At 44.1% G+C, this 23021-nt stretch carries 23 protein-coding genes and 1 riboswitch; all 23 genes read left to right on the top strand.

Annotated elements, in window-relative coordinates:
- Positions 1–46 precede the first annotated feature (46 nt).
- The 23 genes from rnz to thiS all read left to right on the top strand — a co-directional run bounded on the left by rnz (position 47) and on the right by thiS (position 23019).
- Positions 47–979, top strand: a complete 933-nt coding sequence (gene rnz / locus ACH59B_RS13775) for a ribonuclease Z (protein WP_016821944.1) — start codon at positions 47–49, stop codon at positions 977–979.
- 571 nt (positions 980–1550) lie between these two features.
- Entirely contained in the window at positions 1551–2291 is a 741-nt protein-coding gene (locus ACH59B_RS13770; RefSeq protein ID WP_243208147.1) for an HAD-IIA family hydrolase, read from the top strand.
- A gap of 64 nt (positions 2292–2355) precedes the next feature.
- The gene (locus tag ACH59B_RS13765) at positions 2356–3174 is read left to right on the top strand and encodes an Fpg/Nei family DNA glycosylase (protein ID WP_026065468.1); all 819 of its coding nucleotides are present in this window, start codon (positions 2356–2358) and stop codon (positions 3172–3174) included.
- Positions 3164–4012 (top strand): deoxyribonuclease IV, encoded by an 849-nt coding sequence (locus ACH59B_RS13760; RefSeq protein WP_029515048.1) that lies wholly within the window; start codon positions 3164–3166, stop codon positions 4010–4012. Before ACH59B_RS13765 ends, ACH59B_RS13760 begins: the two co-directional genes overlap by 11 nt.
- A gap of 75 nt (positions 4013–4087) precedes the next feature.
- Positions 4088–4426, top strand: a complete 339-nt coding sequence (locus ACH59B_RS13755) for a cyclic-phosphate processing receiver domain-containing protein (protein WP_016821941.1) — start codon at positions 4088–4090, stop codon at positions 4424–4426.
- Positions 4423–4737 (top strand): thioredoxin family protein, encoded by a 315-nt coding sequence (locus ACH59B_RS13750; protein WP_016821940.1) that lies wholly within the window; start codon positions 4423–4425, stop codon positions 4735–4737. Before ACH59B_RS13755 ends, ACH59B_RS13750 begins: the two co-directional genes overlap by 4 nt.
- Positions 4734–5507, top strand: coding sequence for an ABC transporter ATP-binding protein (locus ACH59B_RS13745; protein WP_016821939.1), 774 nt, complete (start codon positions 4734–4736; stop codon positions 5505–5507). The genes ACH59B_RS13750 and ACH59B_RS13745 overlap by 4 nt, the downstream gene beginning before the upstream one ends.
- A 22-nt stretch (positions 5508–5529) precedes the next feature.
- Positions 5530–6588 (top strand): SAM-dependent methyltransferase, encoded by a 1059-nt coding sequence (locus tag ACH59B_RS13740; protein WP_016821938.1) that lies wholly within the window; start codon positions 5530–5532, stop codon positions 6586–6588.
- A 178-nt stretch (positions 6589–6766) separates the two neighbouring features.
- Positions 6767–8260, top strand: coding sequence for a serine/threonine-protein kinase (locus tag ACH59B_RS13735; RefSeq protein WP_019687422.1), 1494 nt, complete (start codon positions 6767–6769; stop codon positions 8258–8260).
- A 40-nt stretch (positions 8261–8300) separates the two neighbouring features.
- A complete protein-coding gene (locus tag ACH59B_RS13730; RefSeq protein WP_103042472.1) occupies positions 8301–9278 on the top strand; it encodes an SAF domain-containing protein in 978 nt (325 codons plus the stop codon).
- A 22-nt stretch (positions 9279–9300) separates the two neighbouring features.
- On the top strand, positions 9301–10014 hold the full coding sequence (locus ACH59B_RS13725) for a hypothetical protein (protein WP_016821935.1): 714 nt from the start codon (positions 9301–9303) through the stop codon (positions 10012–10014).
- Complete coding sequence (locus ACH59B_RS13720) at positions 10011–10868, top strand: hypothetical protein (protein WP_404301835.1); 858 nt, start codon at positions 10011–10013, stop codon at positions 10866–10868. Before ACH59B_RS13725 ends, ACH59B_RS13720 begins: the two co-directional genes overlap by 4 nt.
- Positions 10868–12703, top strand: coding sequence for an ATPase, T2SS/T4P/T4SS family (locus ACH59B_RS13715; protein WP_017427709.1), 1836 nt, complete (start codon positions 10868–10870; stop codon positions 12701–12703). Before ACH59B_RS13720 ends, ACH59B_RS13715 begins: the two co-directional genes overlap by 1 nt.
- Entirely contained in the window at positions 12693–14777 is a 2085-nt protein-coding gene (locus ACH59B_RS13710; protein WP_404301833.1) for a hypothetical protein, read from the top strand. Before ACH59B_RS13715 ends, ACH59B_RS13710 begins: the two co-directional genes overlap by 11 nt.
- A 49-nt stretch (positions 14778–14826) precedes the next feature.
- A complete protein-coding gene (locus tag ACH59B_RS13705) occupies positions 14827–15306 on the top strand; it encodes a hypothetical protein (RefSeq protein WP_016821930.1) in 480 nt (159 codons plus the stop codon).
- Positions 15307–15346: 40 nt separating this feature from the next.
- Complete coding sequence (locus tag ACH59B_RS13700) at positions 15347–15742, top strand: hypothetical protein (RefSeq protein WP_016821929.1); 396 nt, start codon at positions 15347–15349, stop codon at positions 15740–15742.
- 1 nt (position 15743) lies between these two features.
- Positions 15744–16298, top strand: a complete 555-nt coding sequence (locus tag ACH59B_RS13695) for a hypothetical protein (protein ID WP_017427711.1) — start codon at positions 15744–15746, stop codon at positions 16296–16298.
- Complete coding sequence (locus ACH59B_RS13690) at positions 16285–17274, top strand: hypothetical protein (RefSeq protein ID WP_017427712.1); 990 nt, start codon at positions 16285–16287, stop codon at positions 17272–17274. Before ACH59B_RS13695 ends, ACH59B_RS13690 begins: the two co-directional genes overlap by 14 nt.
- Positions 17275–17729: 455 nt before the next feature.
- Entirely contained in the window at positions 17730–18269 is a 540-nt protein-coding gene (locus ACH59B_RS13685) for a cupin domain-containing protein (RefSeq protein WP_017427713.1), read from the top strand.
- A 687-nt stretch (positions 18270–18956) separates the two neighbouring features.
- Positions 18957–20510, top strand: a complete 1554-nt coding sequence (locus ACH59B_RS13680) for an ABC-F family ATP-binding cassette domain-containing protein (protein WP_013371468.1) — start codon at positions 18957–18959, stop codon at positions 20508–20510.
- Between the two features lie 85 nt (positions 20511–20595).
- Positions 20596–20704: riboswitch (TPP riboswitch) on the top strand.
- 315 nt (positions 20705–21019) lie between these two features.
- Positions 21020–21613: a thiamine phosphate synthase gene (locus tag ACH59B_RS13675; RefSeq protein ID WP_404301829.1), complete on the top strand. Its 594-nt coding sequence runs from the start codon at positions 21020–21022 to the stop codon at positions 21611–21613.
- Positions 21614–21670: 57 nt separating this feature from the next.
- Positions 21671–22819: a glycine oxidase ThiO gene (gene thiO, locus ACH59B_RS13670; RefSeq protein ID WP_404301827.1), complete on the top strand. Its 1149-nt coding sequence runs from the start codon at positions 21671–21673 to the stop codon at positions 22817–22819.
- Positions 22816–23019 carry a sulfur carrier protein ThiS gene (thiS, locus tag ACH59B_RS13665; RefSeq protein ID WP_016821918.1) on the top strand — a complete coding sequence of 68 codons (204 nt, stop codon included), beginning with the start codon at positions 22816–22818 and terminating at the stop codon, positions 23017–23019. Before thiO ends, thiS begins: the two co-directional genes overlap by 4 nt.
- The last annotated feature ends 2 nt before the right edge of the window (positions 23020–23021 follow it).

The raw sequence follows: 23021 nt of genomic DNA, 5'->3' as shown, positions 1-23021 counted from the left end.
GAGCTTCGGAGGTTTTTTGCTGGTCAGCAGGAAGAAGGTAAATGTCATGGAATTATATTTTCTCGGTACAAATGCAGGGGTACCTACAATTCAGCGAAATGTAACATCCATTGCTCTTCGTTTACTGGAGGAACGAAGAAGCATGTGGTTGTTTGACTGCGGTGAAGGCACTCAACAGGAAGTGTTGCGTTCGCCGCTCAAGCTGAGCAGACTTGAAAAAATATTTATCACTCATTTGCATGGGGATCATCTTTTTGGTCTGCCGGGTCTTTTGTCGAGCAGGGCATATCAGGGAGGTACGGCACCTCTGACGGTATATGGACCGCCTGGTCTTCAGCAATATATTGAGCTATCTTTAGGGATCAGCCAATCTCGTATCAATTACCCACTACATATTGTGGAGCATACGGGCGGGGTTCTGTTCGATGACGGTCAATTTCGGGTGGAGTCAGCTTTGTTGGATCATCGGATTGACAGTTATGGCTACCGAATTGTAGAGATGGATAAGCCCGGTAAGCTTAACCAAGAACTGTTGGAGCGATACGGGATCAAGCCTGGCCCAGTGTACGGTAAATTAAAGCGTGGAGAAAGTGTGGAAGTAGAGGGTGGAGTTATTCTGCATCCTCAGGATGTATTGGGTTCACCTAAAAAAGGGCGGATCGTCACTATTTTAGGTGACACGAGACCTTGTCCGAATACAGTAGTGCTGGCACGAGATGCAACTGTCGTCGTTCATGAAGCCACATTTCTGCATGATCTGGCGGATACGGCGTACGAGTATCATCATAGTACGGCGCTTCAGGCAGCGGAAGCTGCCAAAGCCGCAGGCGCAGGGCAGTTAATTATGACGCATTTTAGTTCTAGGTATAAAGATCAAGAGCAGCTTCAGCCTTTGCTGGAGGAAGCGCGAAGCCTATTCCCCAATTCATTGCTTGCGGAGCAGCATGTGTTGTTACCGGTACCTGATATCGGCCAATAAATGATTGGAGAAAAGATATGTGCATAGGTGCCGGGGCTTGCTCCGGTGCTTTTCTTTTTCCCTAGAAATTATTTTCCGGGAAAGCGCAGGATGCGACAAGAGGTGAGACGGGCATTAGTATGGGATGAACGAAATTGTTCTACCACATATGGAGGCATGTCATATTGGAGCTTCTATATATCGAATTTAAAGGATTTAGTTGCTTGAGTACGCCCAGGAAATACAGGGAATTTCCTTTGAAGACGTAGCATCTTCGATGAGATTCGACGAAGAAATGATCTTATGCTATGTGGAAGCGACGGCTTTTAGCGAGGGATGACGCTATTTTGGATGGTTTACCAGCAATACATGGACTTCATAAGCATTTTTGACTTAAGATAGATGAGAGGAATGGAAATGACCGATTATTTAATGCCCTAAGTCATTCAGGTGGTTAAATAAAAAGGAGAATACCATTCATGGGGTGAATTATTATTTTCAATGTTATGATGTATGAAATGAAGCGGGGGAGGGGATTGCGATAAAATCGTTACTAATTGATCTGGATGGAACACTTTATCATGGAAATCGGATGATCAAGGGTGCGGATCTGTTCATTTCGCGATTGCGTTCAGAGCATATACCTTATGCATATGTCACCAACAATGCTTCACGCACACCCGAATTGGTGGCCGAGCATTTGATTGGTATGGGAATTGAAGCAGCTAGTCATGAAGTATATACTTCAGCGTTAGCAGCTGCACAATATGTTGCACAGCAAAGCCCTGGAGCTCATGTATATTGTATTGGTGAAACGGGATTACGCGAGGCACTCACAGGGGCTGGCTTGCAGCTTGTTCAGAATCATCCTGATTATGTGGTACAGGGGATAGATCGTCAATTTACATATGAAACGCTGGCAGCTGCCATGCGTTGGATTCGTGAGGGAGCTACATTTATTTTGACAAATCCGGATCTACAATTGCCTTCGCATGACGGGCTTACACCAGGTGCAGGTACCATTGGAGCTGCCATTGAAGCTGCTTCACAGGTCAAACCGGTCGTCATCGGCAAGCCTTCAAGCGTGCTAATGAATTATGCACTAAATCGCTTGAGCATTAGAGCGGATGAAGCTCTGGTTGTGGGCGATAATATGCTTACAGATATTGCGGCAGGTGCAGCAGCAGGTTGTAAAACAGCTCTGATTCTGACGGGTGTGACGACTCGCGCTAATATGGATGAACATATTCGTACCGTTGGAGTAAAACCTGACCTGATGTTTGAAAGTTTGGACGAACTGCAGGAATGGATGCAAAAAGAGCTGAAATCATAAAAGGATATGACTTAGAAATATATGAGAATTCAAAGCTATGAGCTACGAAAGGAAAGATGTTGATATGCCGGAACTTCCTGAAATGGAAAACTACAGAATCTTATTATCAAAACAAATTTTGGACATTCCGATTACTGGAGTGGCGGTTAGCCGTGAAAAGTCCATTAATACTGAAGTGGAAACCTTTAAGAAGCAATTGCTGGGTGCGACCGTTGTATATTTAGAGCGTCGGGGCAAGCATTTGATTTTTCATTTAAATACGGGTAAACGGCTTGTGCTTCATCTCATGTTGGGAGGATTGTTGTATCTGGGAACGGAGGAGCAACGTCCAGACCGTACGGTTCAGATCGAATTGGATTTTAGCGGAGCGAAGCTTTATTTTATCGGACTGCGCTTAGGTTATCTGCACTTGCTGACGGCTAAAGAAACAGATGAAGCTTTGTCAGACCTGGGACCTGATCCGTTAGACCGTCGTATGACATTGGAAAATTTTACAGCACGTCTAAAAGGGCGACGGGGAATTTTGAAAACAACACTGGTAAACCAGCAGGTTTTTTCGGGGATTGGCAATTGCTATTCGGACGAAATTGCATATATCGCCGGATTTACACCGGGTTCCAAGGTGCAAAATATTGTGCAATCCCCAGAAAAAGTGGAGAAGCTATATCATGCTACTCAATCCGTACTTCGTGAAGCTACTGCGGAGGGCGGTTATATGGAAATGCCTCTAATGGAGGGAGACACGCTCACAGGTGGCTTTGATCATCAGTGTCGAGTATATGACCGTGAAGGAGAAGAATCTCCAAGCGGTGGGAAAATTGTAAGAGTCGAGCTGGCGGGGAAAAAAGCATTTTATTGCCCGGTGCAGCAGCATGATGCCTAAATTGCTTATCGGCTCTCACGTGAGTACGCGGGGTGGCTTTTCCAAAGCTGCTATACGTGCACGAGAGCAGGGAGGACGTTCATTTCAATATTTTCCGAAAAATCCTCGTAGTCTCAAGCTGAAGGAATGGAACTCCATAGATGCTGCTGCTTGTAAAGATTACTGCTCAGAGCACCAGCTTCAATCTATTGCTCATTCGCCCTATCCCGTTAATCCAGCTCATGGTCGCGAACGTGGTCAGGAACTTTACGAGTTGATGGTTGCTTCATTACGCAACGATTTGGATATTGCTGAAGCCTGTGGATCGAAGGGGATAGTTGTTCATTTTGGGCATATGCATTCGTCTGACCCGCTGGAGGGCTATCATAATATTATTAACTGTCTGAATGATGTGCTCGAAGGCTGGCAGGGAAATGCTAAAATATTAATTGAAAATCAAGCTGGGGATCACGGTCCCATGGGAACCACGCTCGAGGAAATGGTCCAAATTCGCCAATTGTGTCGAGATCCTGGCAGTATCGGATTTTGCCTGGATACTTGTCATGCGTATGCAGCAGGATTGTGGAACGGTGGAGTGGACGAGGCTTTGTTTGAAAAAGGGGACCGTCTCGGTTATTGGTCAGCGCTGTACGGAGTTCATTTGAATGATTCCAAACACCCGTATGGCTCTAAAAAAGACAGACATGCGCGCGTAGGGCAAGGTTACATTGGTATTGAAGGCATGCGCTGGATAACAGAACAAGAAGCTGTAAGAGGTATTCCCGTCGTTTTGGAGAGTGAGGCGGGACCTGATGGGACACATCAGGAGGACATTCGAATGATTCAAAGCTGGGAGTAAATTATTTTAAATAAATAATAGTTATCTTAGAGGCTTATGTAAGCTTACTTTTTTGGGAAGAAGGAGGAGAAGTTGGTGTATTTGTTTATGGACGATTATCGACCTTGTCCTCCAGGTTTTAAGCTGGCAAGGGACGCGGATGAGTGTCTGCTTCTGCTTCATGAATACCCAATTTCGATACTATCGTTAGATTATGATTTGGGTCCGGGTCAACCGACGGGAAAGGATGTAGCTGCTGCTATTGCAAGTAAACAGTTATATCCGCGTGAAATTTACTTGCATTCCTCCAGTCCGCAGGGGCGCCGAGCCATGTATGAACTGCTTTATGCGAATAAGCCGGAGGGAGTCACTGTGCATAACGGGCCGATTCCTGAGGTGCGTATGCAAGAGATCATAAACGAGTCTAAGCGATGAAAGAGATCGGACAAAAAGAAGCACGCCGTGCCATATGGGAGGGATGCAAGCTGGCTTTGTTTGTATACACTCCCATGTGCGGAACATGCGCGGCTGCCCGTAGAATGTTAGAGGTAGCAGAGCATTTGCTCCCCGAAGGAGCAGTGGTGCAGAGCAACATTAACTATATTCCTGAACTGGTTCAGGAGTATCGGATTTCCAGTGTCCCCGCGCTTCTTATATATAATGGTGAAAACAAAAATCCTGAAATCATCTACAAAATGGAATCTGTAGAACACTTGCTGAGCAGGATAAGGAGCGTGATGGAATGATATCCATGAAGAACATTACATTACAGCGGGAAGAAAGACGTATCTTGGACGATGTAAGCCTAGAAATACGAGAAGGTGAACATTGGGCTATTCTGGGTCGAAATGGTTCCGGCAAAACAACATTGTTGGAAATGATGACAGGGTATATGTTTCCAAGTCGTGGTACGATTGAGGTGCTTGGGCAAACGTATGGTCAATGTGATGTGCGGGAAGTTCGCAAGCAGATCGGATATATTAGCCAGACATTACTGGAAAAGCTGGCGCTAAAAGATCCCGTTTGGGAAGTGGTAGCTACAGGTGCGTATGCTTTTTTGCGTTTTTATCAGGAGATTCCGACGGAGGCAAAAGAAAAAGCCGTATCTCTTTTGGAGGGTATGAATTTAGGCGATCTGATTCATCACCCGTTAGGTACCTTATCTCAAGGAGAACGTAAAAAGGTAATGCTGGCCCGCTCGCTGATGGCTGAACCTCGCCTACTGATAATGGACGAGCCTTGTGCCGGATTGGATTTATTTGAACGGGAAAAGATGTTGGTCGAGATTGATCAGCTTCGCAAGCGAGACTTATCAGTGGTCTATGTAACTCATCACATTGAGGAGATTGTCCCTCTCTTTACGCATGTTGCGTTGATTCGGGATGGCAAGGTTGCAGCTGCTGGATTGAAAAAAGAAGTTTTAACGAAAGAATTGATTATGCACACTTATGAAGTTCCAGTTGAGCTGGAATGGGATGGAGAACGTCCTTGGATTCGGGTGTGCGCTGGAGGGTAACGTTATTTTGGAGGAACTATACGTGAATACAGATGAACAGAGTGAGTCCACTTTGTCGACATCGAGATTTGTTTGTACGGCCAACCATGGTTTTGCACCCTATGCTCAGGAGGAGCTTAGAAGATTATTTGGCTCTGTGAAAAGCACGATGCTTCTACCTGGTGAAATTTTTCTAGCAACATTACCTGCGCAAGAAATTGAGGCAGTGAAGACGATTACAGGTCAGCCACCGATGTTTCTGCGTCACTTGTTTCCTGTTCATTTTCAGGAGGAAGGTACGGATCTGGTTCAAGTGCAAGAGCGTCTGGTTGCATTTATCCGTAACCGCAGGGAATTGATAGATCAGCGTGTTTCTTTGCAAGTACGCAAAGGATCTAATAGCAGTTGGGCTGAAAGCGCAGGTGCGCTCAAGCTGGCTTTGAGTGAACAATTAAGTGATCTACCTATGGAATTGGTAGTACATGGCGCCGATGTTATTGTGTCCGTTTTTGCAGATACAGATACGTGGTACGCAGGCGTATCACATCCTCAGGACAACCTATCAGATTGGAGCGGAGGTGCAGTTCGTTTTCAGAAGGAGGACGGACAGATCTCGCGTGCCAAATTCAAGCTACTGGAAGCAGAAGCAACGTTCGGCATTGATTTTAGCGCTTTCCATCAGGGACTGGATATTGGGGCAGCACCGGGTGGATGGACTTCCTTCTTGCTGGAGCGTGGACTGAAAGTTACAGCGGTTGATCCGGCCAAGATGGAGCCATCGCTGATGAAGTACGCCAATCTGACATTTTTGCGTAAAAATGCAAGTGAAGTCAAATTTAAAGAGAATTCGTTCGATCTGCTGGTTTGTGATATGAGTTGGAGTCCAAAACAGATGGCAAGGCTCGTTACTGATTTACTGTATAGTTTGCGGAGTGGTGGTACGGCTATCGTAACAGTCAAGCTAATGCATAAAAAGCCCTTGGCGCTTATTCATGATGTGATTGCTTCCTTTGAGGAGTCCGGCATGCAGATTCAGCGAGCCAAACAGCTTTTCCATAACCGAGATGAGATTACCCTGTATATGATCAAGTATGGAAAATAATTCTTTACAATAGATGCAGTGTGCTATATAATAAATCCAAATTGTTCCTTTAAAAAATATTTGTATTAAATCAAGGGAAAGCATCCCGCGAAAATTGTTTTCATGTCATTATGAAGACTTCATTTTGCGGTGGCTTTCCCTTTTTTGCGTTGTCTGCTTGTAGAAGGGAGGTAAGAGAATGATGAATCAACCATCACAATTAGAGTTCGGGTCAATTGTCGGTGAACGTTACCGAATTATTCGTACGTTAGGTTCGGGAGGCATGAGCCGCGTGTTCATGGCCGAAGATTTAAAGCTGCCGGGCAAGCATTGGGCAGTGAAGGAGTCGATTGCCGATCCAAAAATAATGAAGATTGTACGGACGGAAGCCGAAATGTTGATTTCGCTAAGCCATCCACGTTTACCGAGGATTGTTGATTTTTTTGAATATCCTCCATCTGGTGCGGTATATCTGGTTATGGACTACATCGAAGGAATTACACTGGAAGCATACATGAGGGGATACCAAGGCTGTATTCCACAGGAGCAAATCATTCCATTCGCTCTGCAGGTACTGGATGTACTTGATTATTTGCATACCCGCCAATTGCCAGTCATTTATCGGGACCTCAAGCCGGCGAATATTATGCTGACACCGGAAATGGAATTTAAACTGATCGATTTTGGGATAGCGAGGAGCTATAAGTCCGAGCTGGATCAGGATACGATAAAGCTGGGCACAGTGGGCTTTGCTGCCCCAGAGCAATATGGAACAGGACAGACGGATGCTCGCTCGGACCTGTACAGTCTAGGGGCGTTACTATTGTATCTATGTACAGGTGGTAAATATAGCGAGTGGACAGCAGGAGTTGAAGGGTATATTCGCGGGGAATTGCCTCGACATTTGATTCCGATAATTCGAAAGCTGCTGCGGCATCATCCTGAGGAACGATTTCAGTCTGCTGAGGAGGTCATTGGAGAACTGAGGCGCAGTGCTAATTTTCAGTCTGCTCAACCAGGGAAATCTGTTAGTAATGCTTCGTCGGATTATGCTGGAACAAGGGTAGTGGCAGTGTTGGGTGTGTCTTCCGGCTCCGGTGCTACACACACAGCAATTGCAGTGAGCCACTACTTGGCTCGAAAGACCCACTCCGTAGCCTTGGTTGAGCTGCATAGTACAGCTAAGGCATTTGCCCGACTGCAAGAAGTCGTGGAAGGCATACCTGTTGGACAAGCAAGTTCAAGTCGGCGTTTTGAAGTCGATGGAGTTCATTATTGGCGGCAAACATCTCGTGCAGATGTCATTTCCTTGCTGGGCGGATCCTACAGATTTATCGTACTGGACTTGGGGAATGGGCAGGACAATGAACGACTGGAAGAATTTTTGAGAGCCGATTATCCGCTAGTTGTCGGCTCAGGGGCCGAATGGAGAGTTCAGGATATAACGGGTCTAGCCCGATCTCTTCAGCGTCATCCGCAACACAAATGGAATTACTGCTTGCCATTGGCACCCTCGGGGGCTGTCCGCAGGTTACGAAAGGAGCTAGATCACGATAAAGTATTTGCGCTGCCGTTCCATTCAGATCCTTTCGAACGGGATGATGAAATGGATCAGGTATTGGACGAGCTTTTTCGTGGAGTCATTACAGACACTCGGAAAAGACGTTTCAGATTCCTTAAACAACAGCACTAAATAGGCAGGTATATATCTAAAGAGGTAGGGGAGAAGCTGTGTGTCCAAGCTAAGAAAAAGCAGCAAACAAAAACTATATGCAGGTTGTGTTGGCGCGGGTATTGTAGGCATGATCTTTGTGGGCTACCTTATGGTGAATATCCATCAAATGAGTGAGATCAGGAAGCAGGCAAAGGTGGAGGCAGAGCAGAAATGGAAACTGTATGAACAAGAGCAACGGACTGCGAAAACAGGCTGGGCGGTTGTTCGTGACATTTCACCAGGCGAGCAGATTACATCTAATGATTTGAAGGGAATTAAGGTTCCTGGTTCTCAAGCCCCGTCTAATTTGTTGACAAATAAAAGTGAAGTTTCTCGCACTACAGCTAAGATAGAACTAAAAAAAGGAGCTGTGCTTACATCAGCTATGATTACTGCTGATGAACCCACACCTAAGGATCTACGCAACCGTGAGTTAAAAGTGGTGGTACTGCCCAGCAGCCTGAAGCCAGGGGACGAGGTAGATATTCGCATTCAATTTCCAACAGGTCAGGATTACATTCTATTATCCAAAAAGAAGATTTCTCGGCTAGAAGGCCCAACCGTATGGGTTACTATGAATGAGCAGGAAATACTATCCCTTTCGAGTGCTATTGTAGATGCCTATCTGCATAAAGCATCCATCTATGCTCTGACATATGTAGATCCCCAATTTCAGCCCAAGGCCATACAGACCTATCCGCCTAATGCACAGGTGTTAGCGTTAATGAATAGTGATCCGAATTTAGTCCGTGTTGCTGAACAAATACTGTCCAAGCAGCTACGAAATTCTCTAGAAAATGCAATTAATTCATCAAACAATGTGATTTCAACACCTGTGGAAAAAGGTCTAAGTGAGGAGGTTGCAGCTCAGCATGCAGGCACAACTATTGAAGATGCAGTAAGTGGAATTGATGATACAGGGAGTGAGGAACAGGACCACGAAGAACAAACGAAGATTCTAACGCAGGGTGGTAGCTCTGATCCGTATGCCAAATAAATGAGAGAAAAGGAACGGAAGTATGAAAACATGGATATTTGCCGGTCTTTGTGACAAAAGCGATACTTTATTATACATCAGCAGCGTATTGGCAGCTTCAGGCCAACAGGTACTGCTTGTGGACGCTACACTGCGGGGACAATATCGGTACAGCATAGGAATGCTCGATAAACCACTACCCATTACACAGTTTTGTGGATTCGATGTGGCGATTGGATTTACAGCATGGGAAGATCTGCATATCGGTATGCTGGCTGATCAAAAGGCAGAACAGACTTATGACATTGTTATTTTGGATGTAGAGCTACCTGATTTTTGTCCAATTTCTGTTTGGAAAATTTCGGAACTCCGGGTTTGGGTCAGTGATTATAGCCACATGCTAATGCACAGCGGACAGAATTGGCTTGAGCATTTGTTTGGCCAACCTGGATTTCCCAAAGATCTTGTATTTCACAAGCTATTTATACAGGCAGTGGATTGCGGTGTGGAGGAGGCGTATTTGTGGGAATACATGAATCGCTTTCCTGCCTTATGGCAACCAGAGCCGTATGTACTGCCATGGGATGAAGGACAGCTTGCTCTAAAGCTGGAAAATGAGCATAAAAAACAGCTTCTGTTAAAACCTCTATCCAGAATATATAAGAGAGAATTGTGCCGTTGTATTGGAGAATGGATGAGTTGGGAGATAAAAGAAAGTCGTCGTGCGCTAAAGCGTGCGGAAAGGAGGAGAGCATGAGCACCATTTTGTTTTGGAGCCCCACTAAGGGAGCGAGTGGAAGTAGCTCATTAGCGGCAGCAATAGCAATTACCATAGGTAATTTATATAGAGGAAGACTTTTGTTGACTCATTTGGGCCGTAGGCATACCGGTATTGAATCAGGATTTCCTATACAGGAGTATGGCATGGACGATCCAAGTCTACAGATTCAGGAAGGGGGCTGGGATGCTGTTTCACGTTTAGTTCTGAGAGGGACGCTGTCTAGAGAAAATATTCGTAACTATACGACACCTGTACTAGAACACACTCTGGATGTACTTGAGGGAACCTCTGGTTTTGGAGCTGCACCGCCGCTACTTTCCCCTGATCTTGTAAAAGTGGTAATTGATACAGCGAATCAATATTATGATTTAACGCTGATTGATGCAGGGAGTGGAGTAGGCTGGGGGGCTGTACAGCATGAAGCATGTGCACGTGCCAAACTGGCCGTTCTTTCGCTCACTCAGAATATGCGTGAGTTGGACGCTTATTTTGAATCTGTGTCTCCATTATCCACATATTCGTCATTACCCATATTAGTTGTCCTTGGAAAATATGATGTGCATTCACAAGCGAATGAAGCGAATATCCGCAGGAGATATGGCTACAAGGGTACTTTGCTTACAGTCCCTTACAGCACCGACTTTATGGATGCATGGAACCGCAGGGATGTGATTGGTCATGTGCAACGCGAGGTGCGAAGTGGAAAAGAGCAGCAACGTAAGCCTTTTATGTCTGTAGGATGGGCGCAGAGCATACGGCAGATTAGCAAAGCTATTCTGGAGGCGGCAGAGTCCGATCTTCGGCTCAAGGCTTTGGAGAGGGGCGCTTAATGCTGTCCGCTCATATGATCAACGGATTAATTATTACCTGCATTGTGCTACTGTGCATCGTACTGATTATTTTTAAATATCGAGGAAATCTTCACTCGCAACATTCAGCTCTTCGGGTAGAACCAAAGAGCGAAGATGCCACATTCGAAACATTGATAGAGTATATCAAAAATGCGCTTCATGAACTAAGTCATAGCCAGATGGCGGATGCCGGATTACATGAAGAGGAATATAGGCGGCGTATCCATCAAAGGGCAGAACTACGAAGGGCGTTAAAGGACTGTGCCAATGGCAGCAGTGGAGATAAACGTTTTGTTAAAAATCTGATGAGTGAGCTTCTGATTAACGGTTACGGATTGAACGAGAAAATCGCCGATACTGTTATGCCATTCTCCAGACCTGAGTTGTTTAGCACACAAGATCAATTCGAAATTATTTTTTACCAATATCAGCAGAAATTTGGCGCGGATGCACTATCACGTTTGCTGGATACTTATGACTTAGCCGAAATGAGGTATTCACAGCAAGGTGAAGAGGATGGAAGCTATTTCGTAACGACAGAGGATATCCGCTATATCTATGACTGTGAATACCGTCCCCTTTCCTTTATGGAGAAAGTGGATATTATTGTGCAGCGGATTTATCAACATTACAAAGGTTTTTCTGTCATTGATGATATTCGTGACCAGAGGATCGATGGTGTAAGTGGGGGTGTAAGTGGTGTGCCGGAAGGGAGTATTTCTTCATCACCACAGTGGCCTTCAGATAGGTATGCATTTGAACAAACCTCTGCGCCCATAATGAATGGATATGAGAGTGTATGGATTTTCTACAAAGGTAAAACTATCCACCTTTCATTCCTCTCCTTTGGATCGGAACGTGAGCTTAAAAGGGTATGTCAAAATATTTACAAATACAATTACCCAGGACAGCTTTCTGAAGCGAATGGTTATAAGGTCAATGAAATGAAGGATGGATCACGGGTAGTAGTAGTGCGCCCGCCTTTCTCTGAATCATGGGCTTTCTTTGTTCGTAAATTTGATATTCAAAGCGCTTCGCTCGAACAGTTAATTAGGGGACAAAACGCTGATGTTCCAATCCAGCTACTATCATATCTAATGAAAGGCAGTCGGATTACTGCAATTACAGGTGCGCAGGGTTCAGGTAAGACAACATTGTTAATGGCGATGGTCAAGCATATTTACGCTTCGTATACGCTTCGCGTTCAGGAAATGGCCTTTGAACTGCATCTACGCAGCATTTACAGTCGCCGTAATATTCTTACTTTTCGAGAAACAGATCATATTTCAGGGCAACAAGGTCTTGACTTGCAGAAAAAAACAGATGGAACCGTTAATATTCTAGGCGAAGTAGCGAGTGATGAAGTAGCTGCTTGGATGATTCAAATGTCGCAGGTTGCTAGTTTGTTCACTATTTTTACTCACCATGCTAAAACATTTCGTGATCTTGTATTTTCACTTCGTAATTCACTGCTCAAAACAGGAGTATTTCAGCATGAAGATATTGCTGAAGAACAGGTAGTGCATGTCATTAACTTTGATGTTCATCTCAAGCGTGATGCGCAAGGGCGGCGTTATATCGAACGGATCACAGAATGTGTACCGCGTAATCCAGAGCATACGAATATAGGTCCCAATGCTTCATCGAGTTATAGCTATCGCCATGTTATGGAATATCGAAATGGAAGCTATATACCAATGGAGCCCTTAACAGCTAAAAGTGTAGAAGAAATGTGTGAGCAGATGAATGCAAACGATGCGGCAGATTTCCGCAGTTTTTTGACCCGTTATTGGGAGGAAGACTATGAGTCTTAAAGAAATTTTATTGTGGGTTTTGCTTATATCAGGTGGGGGATTTGCAGTTCTATATACAGTTTTGTATGGGTTGCATAAGCATAAGAGCTATGCAGTTCGCAGAGGTAGAATTCATTCTGTACAGGAAGCACGAAAGGGAAAAGCGGTACTTCAACGGGAACTTCAAACTTTAATGCATAAATTGTATACGCTGTGTATGAGGGTCCCTATCACAGCTGGATACATCACAAGTGTACGTAAGCGACTAGCTGGTCAGCATGCATACGATGAGTATAAGCTTCGTCTGCAGACCATGAAGATGATACTGCTCATTTGGGGGGCTTTTGCTTGCAGCGGCGTTGTGCTGCTGATGATGAAACCAGGAATAGAGTTTGCTGTATTGGCCGTTTTATGCGGAGTGGTAATCAACAGCCTTATTATAGACGTGACCACTAGCCAAATGGAAAAAAGGCTACTTGGGCAAATGATCGAATTGTTCGCCAATGTACGTCATCACTATCATCAGCACGGTATGGTGGAAGAAGCCATATCCGAAGCAGCCGATTTAGCAGAGGCAGAGGCTGGAAGACATGCACGGCTCATCCATGAGGCGCTGACAGATGCGGATCCCCACGAGGCCCTCGAAAGATATTATGAATCAGCTCCAAATCGTTTTTTAAAAGCCTTTGCTGGTATCTCGTATATGGTCATGGAGTTTGGTGATCGGGTTGAGGATGGTGGTTCCATTTATTTAAAGGGGCTAAGCAGTCTTGCACGCGAAATCCAGTTGGAGTTGCTGAGGAGAAATAAACTGGACTACCTGCTAAAAAGTTTAAACGTGATCGCTCTGGCCCCTGTTTTCTTTACTACCCCAATCGAGAGATGGGCGAGATCCAGCTTTCCATCCATGGATGAGTTTTATCAGGGGAAATTGGGTTATATCACAAAATTGACCGTTTACATTGTTATCATCCTATCCTACTTTCTGTTACAGAAACTGCAACAGTCCGACGAGACAGGATATCGTGCGGGTAAAGGGCGTAGGGTGTGGGAGCAGAGGTTATATCGTATGCCCATCATTCGTAATATGGTGGATTCTCTAATTCCTCGGCAGCATATGTCATCTTATTTCCAGATAACCCGACTCCTAAAGGAAAGTGGTGCGGAGGTAAAGTTCGAGTGGCTCTACATTCGCAGAATTGCTCTTTTTATCTTAGGATTAGTGCTTAGTATTAGTACTATATTTGTTTTACATGGAGCTGAAAAAAGGCATATCCTTCACGCGCCAGTACAATCGGGGCAAATGTTTGGACGTTTAAGTCCGACAGAGGAAAAGGAAGCTTTGAAGCAGAGTGAGATTGACCGCAAAATCATGCAAATGTTGAACATGAAAGCGGACAGCACATACGAGCGAACGTACGCTGCTTTAGAACATTATGCTAATGGCACAGCTACTCCAGAGCAGCTATCCAGGAATACTCATCGAATCCTCCAAAAGCTGAAAGATTGGAATGAAGAATATATAAAGTGGTGGGAAGTACTGATTAGTATGATTGCTGGGTATGTAGCCTACCAAATGCCCATACTTTTATTATATTTGCAACGGAAAATGCGTCATTTGGACATGAAGCATGAGGTCTATCAGTTTCAAACGGTTATTTCCATTTTACGGGTTATGGAACGAATGTCTGTCGAGGAAATATTGGAGTGGCTGAATAGATTTTCAGTAATCCTCAAAAGACCTCTGCAAAAATGTCTGCTTCATTATGAACATGGGCCTGAGGCGGCTCTCGATTTGTTGAAAGAAGAAGCACCTTTGCCGGAATTTCAACGTCTGGTGGACAAGCTCCATTTATCTTTGGGTAAAATTACCATTAGAGAGGCGTTTGATGATTTGGAATCCCATATGTCCTACTATTTTGAACAAAGAAAACAGGAGTATGAAAAAATAATAGACAGCAAGGCGATCTGGGGGAGGATGATTGGTTTTGCCCCAATGTATGGTCTTATCTTTTTATATTTGGTAATTCCACTGATCGGTATGAGCTTTGTTCAAATGGATAGCTATTATGAGCAAATACAAAAAATTCAGTAAGTAAGTTCAATGATGATTAACCAATATTACAAGTTGAGGAGAGAAAAAAATGAATAATGCATCAACGGCATTAAAGGTAGCCGCTGGGATATTTTTGACCATCGCACTAATCACAATTGTAGTTATACTGTTTATCTCAGCTCAGGAAGCCACTAAAACGGCACAAAACAATTTCGCCGATATCCAGACCGAATTGTCTCAAGCCTCTTTTACGGTATACGACGGCACAACGATTAGCGGCTCCCAGGTAACCAATGCGCTGCGGAAGTTTCAGGGAAAGGACCAGTTCGGTATTCAAATTAAAACTGGCAAAAACATGTCAGGACAGTGGTACGGAAATGCTCTGAACATTAGTCCAGACAGTGAGCAGTATGGCGCTGTGAATGGCGGCAGTGATAAGACAGGAAAAATCGCGAATACACTGAATGAAAAGGAGAATGAATATGTAAATCCAAGTGGTAAATTCAAGGCTGAAATCGTTAAAGACAAATCTAACGTGGTACGTGGGTTGTTGTTTACCCAGTCTTAAGTAGTACAGCAAGAATAATAGTTATAAGGGAGTCGTGAGTATGTCTGATCACGCTTCAAGTATGCTGCGGCTTGGTGTGTCAGTTATTCTATTTGTAACCGCATGTGCAGCAGCAGCAAACTTGTCCAGTCAACTGGATAGCGCACTGGAATTAAGGTCGCAGCAGGAGGAGCAATCTGAGGGACGGATCTCCCGTACTATAGGGGTGGAGACGCCGCAACGGATTAAAGGGACTCAAGTCATTCAGACCATTCGCTTGAACTTGCAGGAGGGGATTTCGGTTCAAGTTGACGGTTCAGAGTACGATGTATATTCTGAACCGTTTGAGCCTGATGTATCTACCTTGGATGCTTCCTCTATATATGCCATGTACTCACAGCGTAATGGGAATGGAGACATAACATCTGTACGTTTTGAGAAATTGGGGGAGGACTGAAGTGGTTCAAACAATATCTAAGCTGTTGGGAGCACTGCTAGCTGTATTACTTTTGTACATCGTACCCGCAGCTCAAGCTGCTGAACGGCAGGATGATATATCCGGGTTAAATACATATCATTCGACTGTACATTTTGTTGATATGGTAAGAACCAAAGGTTACATTACACCGACGATGTATAACGATTTTATACGTGATCTGGAGCTGACAGGCAATACGTACGAAGTTCATTTGGAGCATATGCACAAAAAATATGTACCGAATTATGCAGATGCGGCGAAGCCAGACAGTTTTCTGGGTAATTATGAAGTTGTATACGATAGTTACTATAACCCGCAAATCTTACCTGTACTGTTTCCTGATTATTCGCAGCCCAAGTCGGAACAGATACGTCGGTATACCTTGATGGCCGGTGATTATTTTACAGTACGATTATATAATACGAATCGGACTCCTGCGGATTTATACAAATCATGGCTTCTGGGTGGAATAGATAACGATAAGCCGGCAGTTTCAGCTTCTTACGGGGGCATGGTTTTGAATGAAGATTACTGATTTTGCAGTTATATTTATCCTACTCTTTTTGCCCTTTGGTGTGGTTAGTGATTTACGAGTGCAGAATCAGCGTGAAGTACAGCAGCTAGAAATGAAATATACGTCTGCTCTCCGTACCGCAGTTCAAGATGCAGGTGTTGTGCTCTCACAGAATGAACGTCAGGAACGCGAGGCCGGATATGGATCAGATAAGTTTTTTCGTGTAGATAAAGAAGAAGCGCTGGTCACGTTCTTGCACACTTTTTTCCTTAATATGGACATTGATGGGGATACAGCAGCACAACGTGCGTTATTGAATTACATACCAGCTATTGTGATACTGGATTATGATGGTTATTATACGTTCGCTTCATCATCCTATAAAGATGCGTATGGACAAGCGGTTATAGGCCCCAAGTGGAGCGAAAAAAAGCCTTATGCCTATGTTGATTCCGCAGGCAATAGTGTGGGATTCACCCTGGATAATTATCTACATGCCTATGATGCGCAGAATCACAGATGGGTGGAGGGGGTTCAAAAAGAGCTTGAGGGTCAGACCCCCATTTCGTTACTGAACAATTCATTAACCTTTGAGCAAATACGCCGTTCCACCATTGTTCGCACCATTCAGGAAGATCTGGCTCGACTGATTAATGTCCATAACGAAAAAGTAGCACGGAATGGCATTTCCTATACGTTCACCCTACCACTCATTTCACAAGAGGAGTGGTATAACACAATAGATGATGTGGGTATGATCGCGTTTATCCAAGGTATTCCAGTTGGAGACAGGTATTACAATAACTATGGGTTTGGTGGTGGAAGAGTCGTCCGAAAGCAATCTATTATTGGTGGCATAGAACCGGGTACTGGAATGAAATATTTTTATAGAGATTCATATCCAACCCCTTTTCAAGCGACTGAGCGTTTTACGGATGAAAAATCTGCGGCAGCTGCTGGTTATTTTGAGTACCAATATCATAACAGCTTAAAATAATTACCCTCCGGGGTGGGTTTCGTATTATTAGGTCAACCAAAAGGTTGGCCTGTTTTAATAGGAGTTTAATCTGACGTTAGCCGGGAAGAACTTTGTTTTGAAATGGGCAGAGAAATAGACGAATCTCCAAGCCAAGCCGATAGCACAGTAGAAGCAGTGCCAGCCTAGTCTTTTGCCTTTATGGTCACTGCTTTTTTAAAGAGTGAGTCAAATAAATGGAATTTAATACTCGACTTACCGGGGGAGTTCCAAAGAAGATGATACCACTTGGAAGTATATGTTATTAAATGTAACTTTAAGTAATAACATCTTTTGAAGTGAAGGACGAAAACGCTTGTGAATATTTTTGTCTTGGCCTCAATTAGGCTTTTGCCTATTGTTAAAGGTTTTTTAGTCCTTTATATAGGCAGCCGCATATGATAAGTAAACACTGAATCAAATAAAGGAGAATGAGTATGTACTATAAATCATGCCATCACTTTCCATGGCATATTCCTATGTATAACAGCTGTAATTACAATTATCGGAGTTATGATCCTCAAGACTACAATTGGTATAATAACGACAGTAATCTCTATGAAAAGATAATATTAAGAGATTATGGACAAAGTCCATTTGTAGTGAATATGGACCAGGCTGCAAAACAAAACAAAAATTATCGTACCGCTATATGGACAGGAAAACATTTACAAGTGACTCTAATGAGCATTAATGTTGGCGATGATATCGGTTTAGAAGCTCATCCAACAACTGATCAATTCATACGTATTGAAGAAGGTCAGGGACTTGTTCAAATGGGGGATAGGAAAGACCAATTAGATTTTCAAGTGATGGCCTATGATGGCTATGCAATTATGATACCTGCTGGAAAATGGCACAATGTAATTAATACAGGAAATATGCCCCTTAAGATATACGTTATCTATGCACCGCCTGAGCATCCATTTGGAACAGTTCATGAATCAAAAGAAATTGCCATGTCTGCTGAAAGATAAATAAATCCAATTATATTTTATTTCTTCCCGGTCCGGAACCCAGGCCGGGATAATTACATTTTCTCCATTTTATTATTCCTTCGATACTCATGAGGACTGTCTACATAGAGTTCTGTTTTTTAATTGTTATTAGAACTTATCAATTATTAAGGTATTCATTATTTGGAATTGTAAGCTTATGTATACTAACTTCAACGCTGGTTCAACATCTTAGAACTGAGCTTGAAGCTTAAATTGCCAAAAGAAGCAAAGAAACTCCTTATGTACCTACCGAAGAGGAGCTTAAGCGCTAATTCTATATGATTTAGCAAGCGAAAAACCTTCAAGACATATTGATTGTCAATACGTTGCTATTTACCGACTTTTGGGAAGCGAGTTGACCAATATCAAGTTGGCCAATATCAATTTCTACTACTTTCAAATCCGGTTTAATAAGGGTAAGGAGGGCAAGAAAAATAAGCCATGTCCTTAGTGTATATTTTCATTAAAATGTTGGTGGAACCCTTGACTAACATTAGCTGGCTTTCTTTTTTTAGGCCTATCCATCTGAAAACCTTAAAATTCGCTGTTTTCAATGTTCCGATAAGGGTGCCGAATGTGCTACAATAAAGCTTTGAAAGAAACGAAAGATTGATGAAATAAGAACACTCGGCAGTGCCGATGACAATAAGGAGCCAAAAACAGCTTATGAGTTTATTGACTGTAGAAAATGTATCCCACAACTTTGGGGACCGTGCATTATTTAAAAATGTTTCCTTTCGATTACTTGCGGGGGAACGTGTAGGATTGGTAGGAGCTAATGGTGTTGGTAAATCGACACTCATGAACATTCTGACTGGAAAATTGCTTAAAGATGAAGGCAAAGTGGAATGGACTCCACGTGTACGTTATGGCTATCTGGATCAGCACACCAAGCTGACGCCGGGCAAAACAGTACGTGATGTATTAAAAGACGCTTTTCTTCCTTTGTTGGAACTAGAAAAGGAAATGATGCAAATTACAGACAAAATGGGAGAGGCTTCTCCCGAAGAGTTGGAAGTTTTGCTGGAACAGATGGGAGAAATTCAAGAGCAATTGGATATGGGGGATTTTTACCTCATTGATGTGAAGGTTGAAGAAATGGCGAATGGATTAGGTCTCTCTGCCATCGGACTGGATCGGGATGTAGCAGCACTTAGTGGTGGGCAACGGACAAAGGTGCTTCTTGCTAAGTTGCTGTTGGAAAAGCCAAATGTATTGCTGCTGGATGAGCCTACCAACTATTTGGATGTGGAGCATATTGAATGGCTTACGCGATATTTGAAGGATTATCCCTATGCCTTTATCCTCATCTCACATGATACTGAATTTATGAACCAAGTCGTTAATGTAATCTACCATCTTGAATTTGCTAAGATGACCCGCTATTCAGCTAACTATGAAAAGTTTCTTGAAATGGCGGATCTGAACAAAGCACAGCATATTGATGCATATGAGAAGCAGCAGGAATATATTAAGAAACAGGAAGATTTTATTCAGCGCAATAAAGCGCGCGCATCTACATCAGGCCGTGCAAAAAGCCGTGAAAAGCAGCTTGATCGGATCGAACGTATTGATAAGCCTGAAGAAGCTGCAAAGCCAACCTTTCAGTTCAAAGAAGCCCGTGCGAGCGGGAAAACGGTTTTTGAGGGTATTGATTTTGAAATTGGCTACACTCATGCCCTTTTGCCTAAAATGTCCATGACGATCGAACGTGGCGAAAAGATCGCAATTGTTGGCTGCAATGGTGTTGGTAAGTCTACGTTGCTCAAAACCATTCTCGGGAAAATACCTCCAATCAGCGGAAAAACCTATCAAGGGGATTTCTTGCAGCCTGCTTATTTTGAACAGGAAGTAAAGGCGGAGAAAATTACACCGATTGACGATGTATGGAATGAATTTCCGCATTTGAATCAGCATGAAGTACGAGCGCATTTGGCGCGCTGTGGTTTGAAGAATGAGCATATCACCCGGCCTTTGTCTGCGCTTAGTGGTGGAGAACAGGCTAAAGTCCGCCTTTGTAAACTGTTAATGCGTGAGAGCAACTGGGTACTGTTTGATGAGCCTACCAATCACTTGGATGTCAAAGCAAAGGATGAACTCAAACGCGCTTTGAAGGAATACAAAGGGACCGTATTGCTTGTATCCCACGAACCGGACTTTTACGAGGATTGGGTAACCAAAACGTGGAATGTAGAAGAGTGGTCTAGTAAAGTTAACTAAAATCCAGTTCTGACAGATTTCACACAAGGTGGGGTTTGCAGAATTAGGAAAATATGCTAAGCTATCTTTAGCTGATACAATAAAATAGTCACACTAGGGGAGCCGCCCATGCGGCTGAGACGAAAAAAATGGATTTCGGACCCTTTGTACCTGATCTGGGTTATGCCAGCGTAGGGAAGTGAGTACTGTACAAACAAGGTAGTAGCTCTTTACTTTTGTTTGCGCAGGGAACGATATACGTTTACGGATATAATAGTCCGTTCGATTTTGAACGTTTGTCAAGCCACTTCCTTTGGGAAGTGGCTTTTTGCGTTTCGTTCATCCTCATTTGTTCGAGCTTCCGTAGACGGATTACATATGATCTCCTTTCATTATTGCTGGTACATGTGACTGGCTCCGTATGATATTACCCAATAGGGAGCTGCAACAATATAGTTCAGCTTATACGATTATTTTATATTTTTTAGTCCAAGTGAGGTGAAAATGAGATCGAATTACACGTAATTACGATGGAAAGCATCTCCTGTGTGGATGTACCCCAAGTGGCTACCGCTATTTGTCCTTATATTCATTATGTACACGCACGTTCGAAACAGAAGGGTGCCTCTGCTTTGCTTTCTTTGACTCGTAGCATGATCGAGCAGGAAGTTCCTTTGCAGCAAATTGTAGTAAATGACCGTATGGACGTAGCTTTACTTACCTTGGCAAGAGCTGTCCAGCTACCAGCTAATGGGTTATCTGTGATGGATGCGAAAAGTCTGCTTCCAGTGGGTACACGCTGTGGAGTGTCTGTACATTCCTTGGAGGAGGTGCAGACCGCCGAGCAGGGGGGAGCAGACTATGTACTATTTGGTCATGTATATGAGACCTATTGTAAGGCCGGTCTTGTACCGCGAGGTGTAGCACAGCTTGAACGCATTTGCAGATTGTCGGCCATTCCGGTGATAGCGCTGGGAGGCATACAACCTCATCATGTTCCAGAGCTCTATCATGCCGGAGCAAGCGGAATTGCGGTGATGTCTGGTATATGGGAAGCAGAGTCACCCGTTGCAGCAGCGATGGAATATAGGCGAATGGTGGATCTTGTAGTTCACGACCTGTAGCAAGAAAACGAAACGAAGGGAAAGCAGAATGCTCACCGGAGAGGAGACACGGAACATATGTCAAAGACACATACAGAGAAAAAAGCAATAGGACACGCAGAATGCTTGGTCATAGGCGGGGGTGTGATCGGCAGTGCCATTGCTTATCATGTGGCTAAGGAGGGACGAAGTACAATTATGCTGGAACGATGTATCCCCGGTGAGGGAGCATCAGGAGCAGCGGCGGGAATGCTGGCAGCGGAAAGTGAAGAGTTCTCAGACCTTGAGCTGGCACGATTTGCTCGCGCAAGTCGCGATGCATTCCCTGACCTTGTCTGTGATTTGGAGCGTTTATCGGGTATTTCAGTGAATTTTCGTACCGAAGGTTTTGTGACCCCTTTTCGTTCAGAAGCAGAGGGCCAAAGGCGCTGGAATGCTGCGAATATCCGAGAGGATGATAGCCCTATTTGGTGGGATGCCAGGGAATTGGCTCGACGGATTCCGGGCTTGGCAGATCAAGTAATTGGGGCTATATACCGATCAAAGGAGACACAAGTGGCCCCTGTTCAGCTTTGCCGTGCTTATGCAGGGGCAGCTGCGGTGCTGGGAGCAACAATATGGTCTGGAACTCATGCCGAGGAACTGATCATACAGGACGGCCGAGTTTGCGGTGTGCGAACGGATAGTGGATTTTTTTCCTGCGATCAGGTCGTGATTGCCGCAGGCTTGGACAGCTTGAAATTGCTAGAACAAATTGGATTTGATTATCCTCTTTATCCAGTCAAGGGTGAAGTGGTAGCAGTCTCCTTGAAGGACCATCCGTTGGATTATACCATTTATGCCGACGATGTTTACCTCGTGCCTAAACAGAATAACGAGCTTTGGATTGGGGCTACGAGTCTTCCACATCAATATGACAAAGAGGTGACCGTAGGAGGCTTAAAAGGACTGTTAGCACGTGCATCTGCCTGGTTGCCGCGTGTACAAGGAGCTTCTTTTATACGTGCTTGGGCGGGCTTACGTCCACAGGCAGCTGCGGAGCGTCCTTTCATTGGCCCTGTTCCTGGAGTAGAGGGCGTCTATGCTGCAGTCGGGCATTATCGTAACGGTGTCTTGCTTAGTGATGCGACTGGGCGAGCGATGGCAGCTATGCTTAAAGGGGCTGATGCGGCTGGACTTGGAATAAGCAAATTTTCTTCTGAACTCCTCAAGGAGGAAAGCTTGTGAAGCTGATCATTAACGGACAGAGCATGACCATTTCTAATCGAATCACTCATGTGGATCAATTGCTGCATGAACTTGATTTAAAGGTGAAAACCGTAGTGGTAGAGCTGAATCGGCATATATTGACTCGTGAAGATCATCATGAGACGGTACTTAAGGATGGAGATTGCCTAGAAATCGTACATTTTGTAGGAGGCGGTTGATC

Origin of the sequence: Paenibacillus sp. DP01, from assembly GCF_044784315.1 — a bacterium.
GTDB classification, from domain to species: Bacteria; Bacillota; Bacilli; order Paenibacillales; family Paenibacillaceae; genus Paenibacillus; species Paenibacillus polymyxa.
This window is presented reverse-complemented; position numbering and strand designations above follow the sequence as displayed.

Excerpts from the sequence above, each read along its gene's own strand:
- rnz (WP_016821944.1), top strand. The coding sequence starts at position 47 with ATGGAATTATATTTTCTCGGTACAAATGCAGGGGTACCTACAATTCAG.
- ACH59B_RS13770 (WP_243208147.1), top strand. The coding sequence starts at position 1,551 with ATGATCAAGGGTGCGGATCTGTTCATTTCGCGATTGCGTTCAGAGCAT.
- ACH59B_RS13765 (WP_026065468.1), top strand. The coding sequence starts at position 2,356 with ATGCCGGAACTTCCTGAAATGGAAAACTACAGAATCTTATTATCAAAA.
- ACH59B_RS13760 (WP_029515048.1), top strand. The coding sequence starts at position 3,164 with ATGATGCCTAAATTGCTTATCGGCTCTCACGTGAGTACGCGGGGTGGC.
- ACH59B_RS13750 (WP_016821940.1), top strand. The coding sequence starts at position 4,423 with ATGAAAGAGATCGGACAAAAAGAAGCACGCCGTGCCATATGGGAGGGA.
- ACH59B_RS13745 (WP_016821939.1), top strand. The coding sequence starts at position 4,734 with ATGATATCCATGAAGAACATTACATTACAGCGGGAAGAAAGACGTATC.
- ACH59B_RS13735 (WP_019687422.1), top strand. The coding sequence starts at position 6,767 with ATGATGAATCAACCATCACAATTAGAGTTCGGGTCAATTGTCGGTGAA.
- ACH59B_RS13725 (WP_016821935.1), top strand. The coding sequence starts at position 9,301 with ATGAAAACATGGATATTTGCCGGTCTTTGTGACAAAAGCGATACTTTA.
- ACH59B_RS13720 (WP_404301835.1), top strand. The coding sequence starts at position 10,011 with ATGAGCACCATTTTGTTTTGGAGCCCCACTAAGGGAGCGAGTGGAAGT.
- ACH59B_RS13715 (WP_017427709.1), top strand. The coding sequence starts at position 10,868 with ATGCTGTCCGCTCATATGATCAACGGATTAATTATTACCTGCATTGTG.
- ACH59B_RS13710 (WP_404301833.1), top strand. The coding sequence starts at position 12,693 with ATGAGTCTTAAAGAAATTTTATTGTGGGTTTTGCTTATATCAGGTGGG.
- ACH59B_RS13705 (WP_016821930.1), top strand. The coding sequence starts at position 14,827 with ATGAATAATGCATCAACGGCATTAAAGGTAGCCGCTGGGATATTTTTG.
- ACH59B_RS13700 (WP_016821929.1), top strand. The coding sequence starts at position 15,347 with ATGTCTGATCACGCTTCAAGTATGCTGCGGCTTGGTGTGTCAGTTATT.
- ACH59B_RS13690 (WP_017427712.1), top strand. The coding sequence starts at position 16,285 with ATGAAGATTACTGATTTTGCAGTTATATTTATCCTACTCTTTTTGCCC.
- ACH59B_RS13685 (WP_017427713.1), top strand. The coding sequence starts at position 17,730 with ATGTACTATAAATCATGCCATCACTTTCCATGGCATATTCCTATGTAT.
- ACH59B_RS13680 (WP_013371468.1), top strand. The coding sequence starts at position 18,957 with ATGAGTTTATTGACTGTAGAAAATGTATCCCACAACTTTGGGGACCGT.
- ACH59B_RS13675 (WP_404301829.1), top strand. The coding sequence starts at position 21,020 with ATGGAAAGCATCTCCTGTGTGGATGTACCCCAAGTGGCTACCGCTATT.
- thiO (WP_404301827.1), top strand. The coding sequence starts at position 21,671 with ATGTCAAAGACACATACAGAGAAAAAAGCAATAGGACACGCAGAATGC.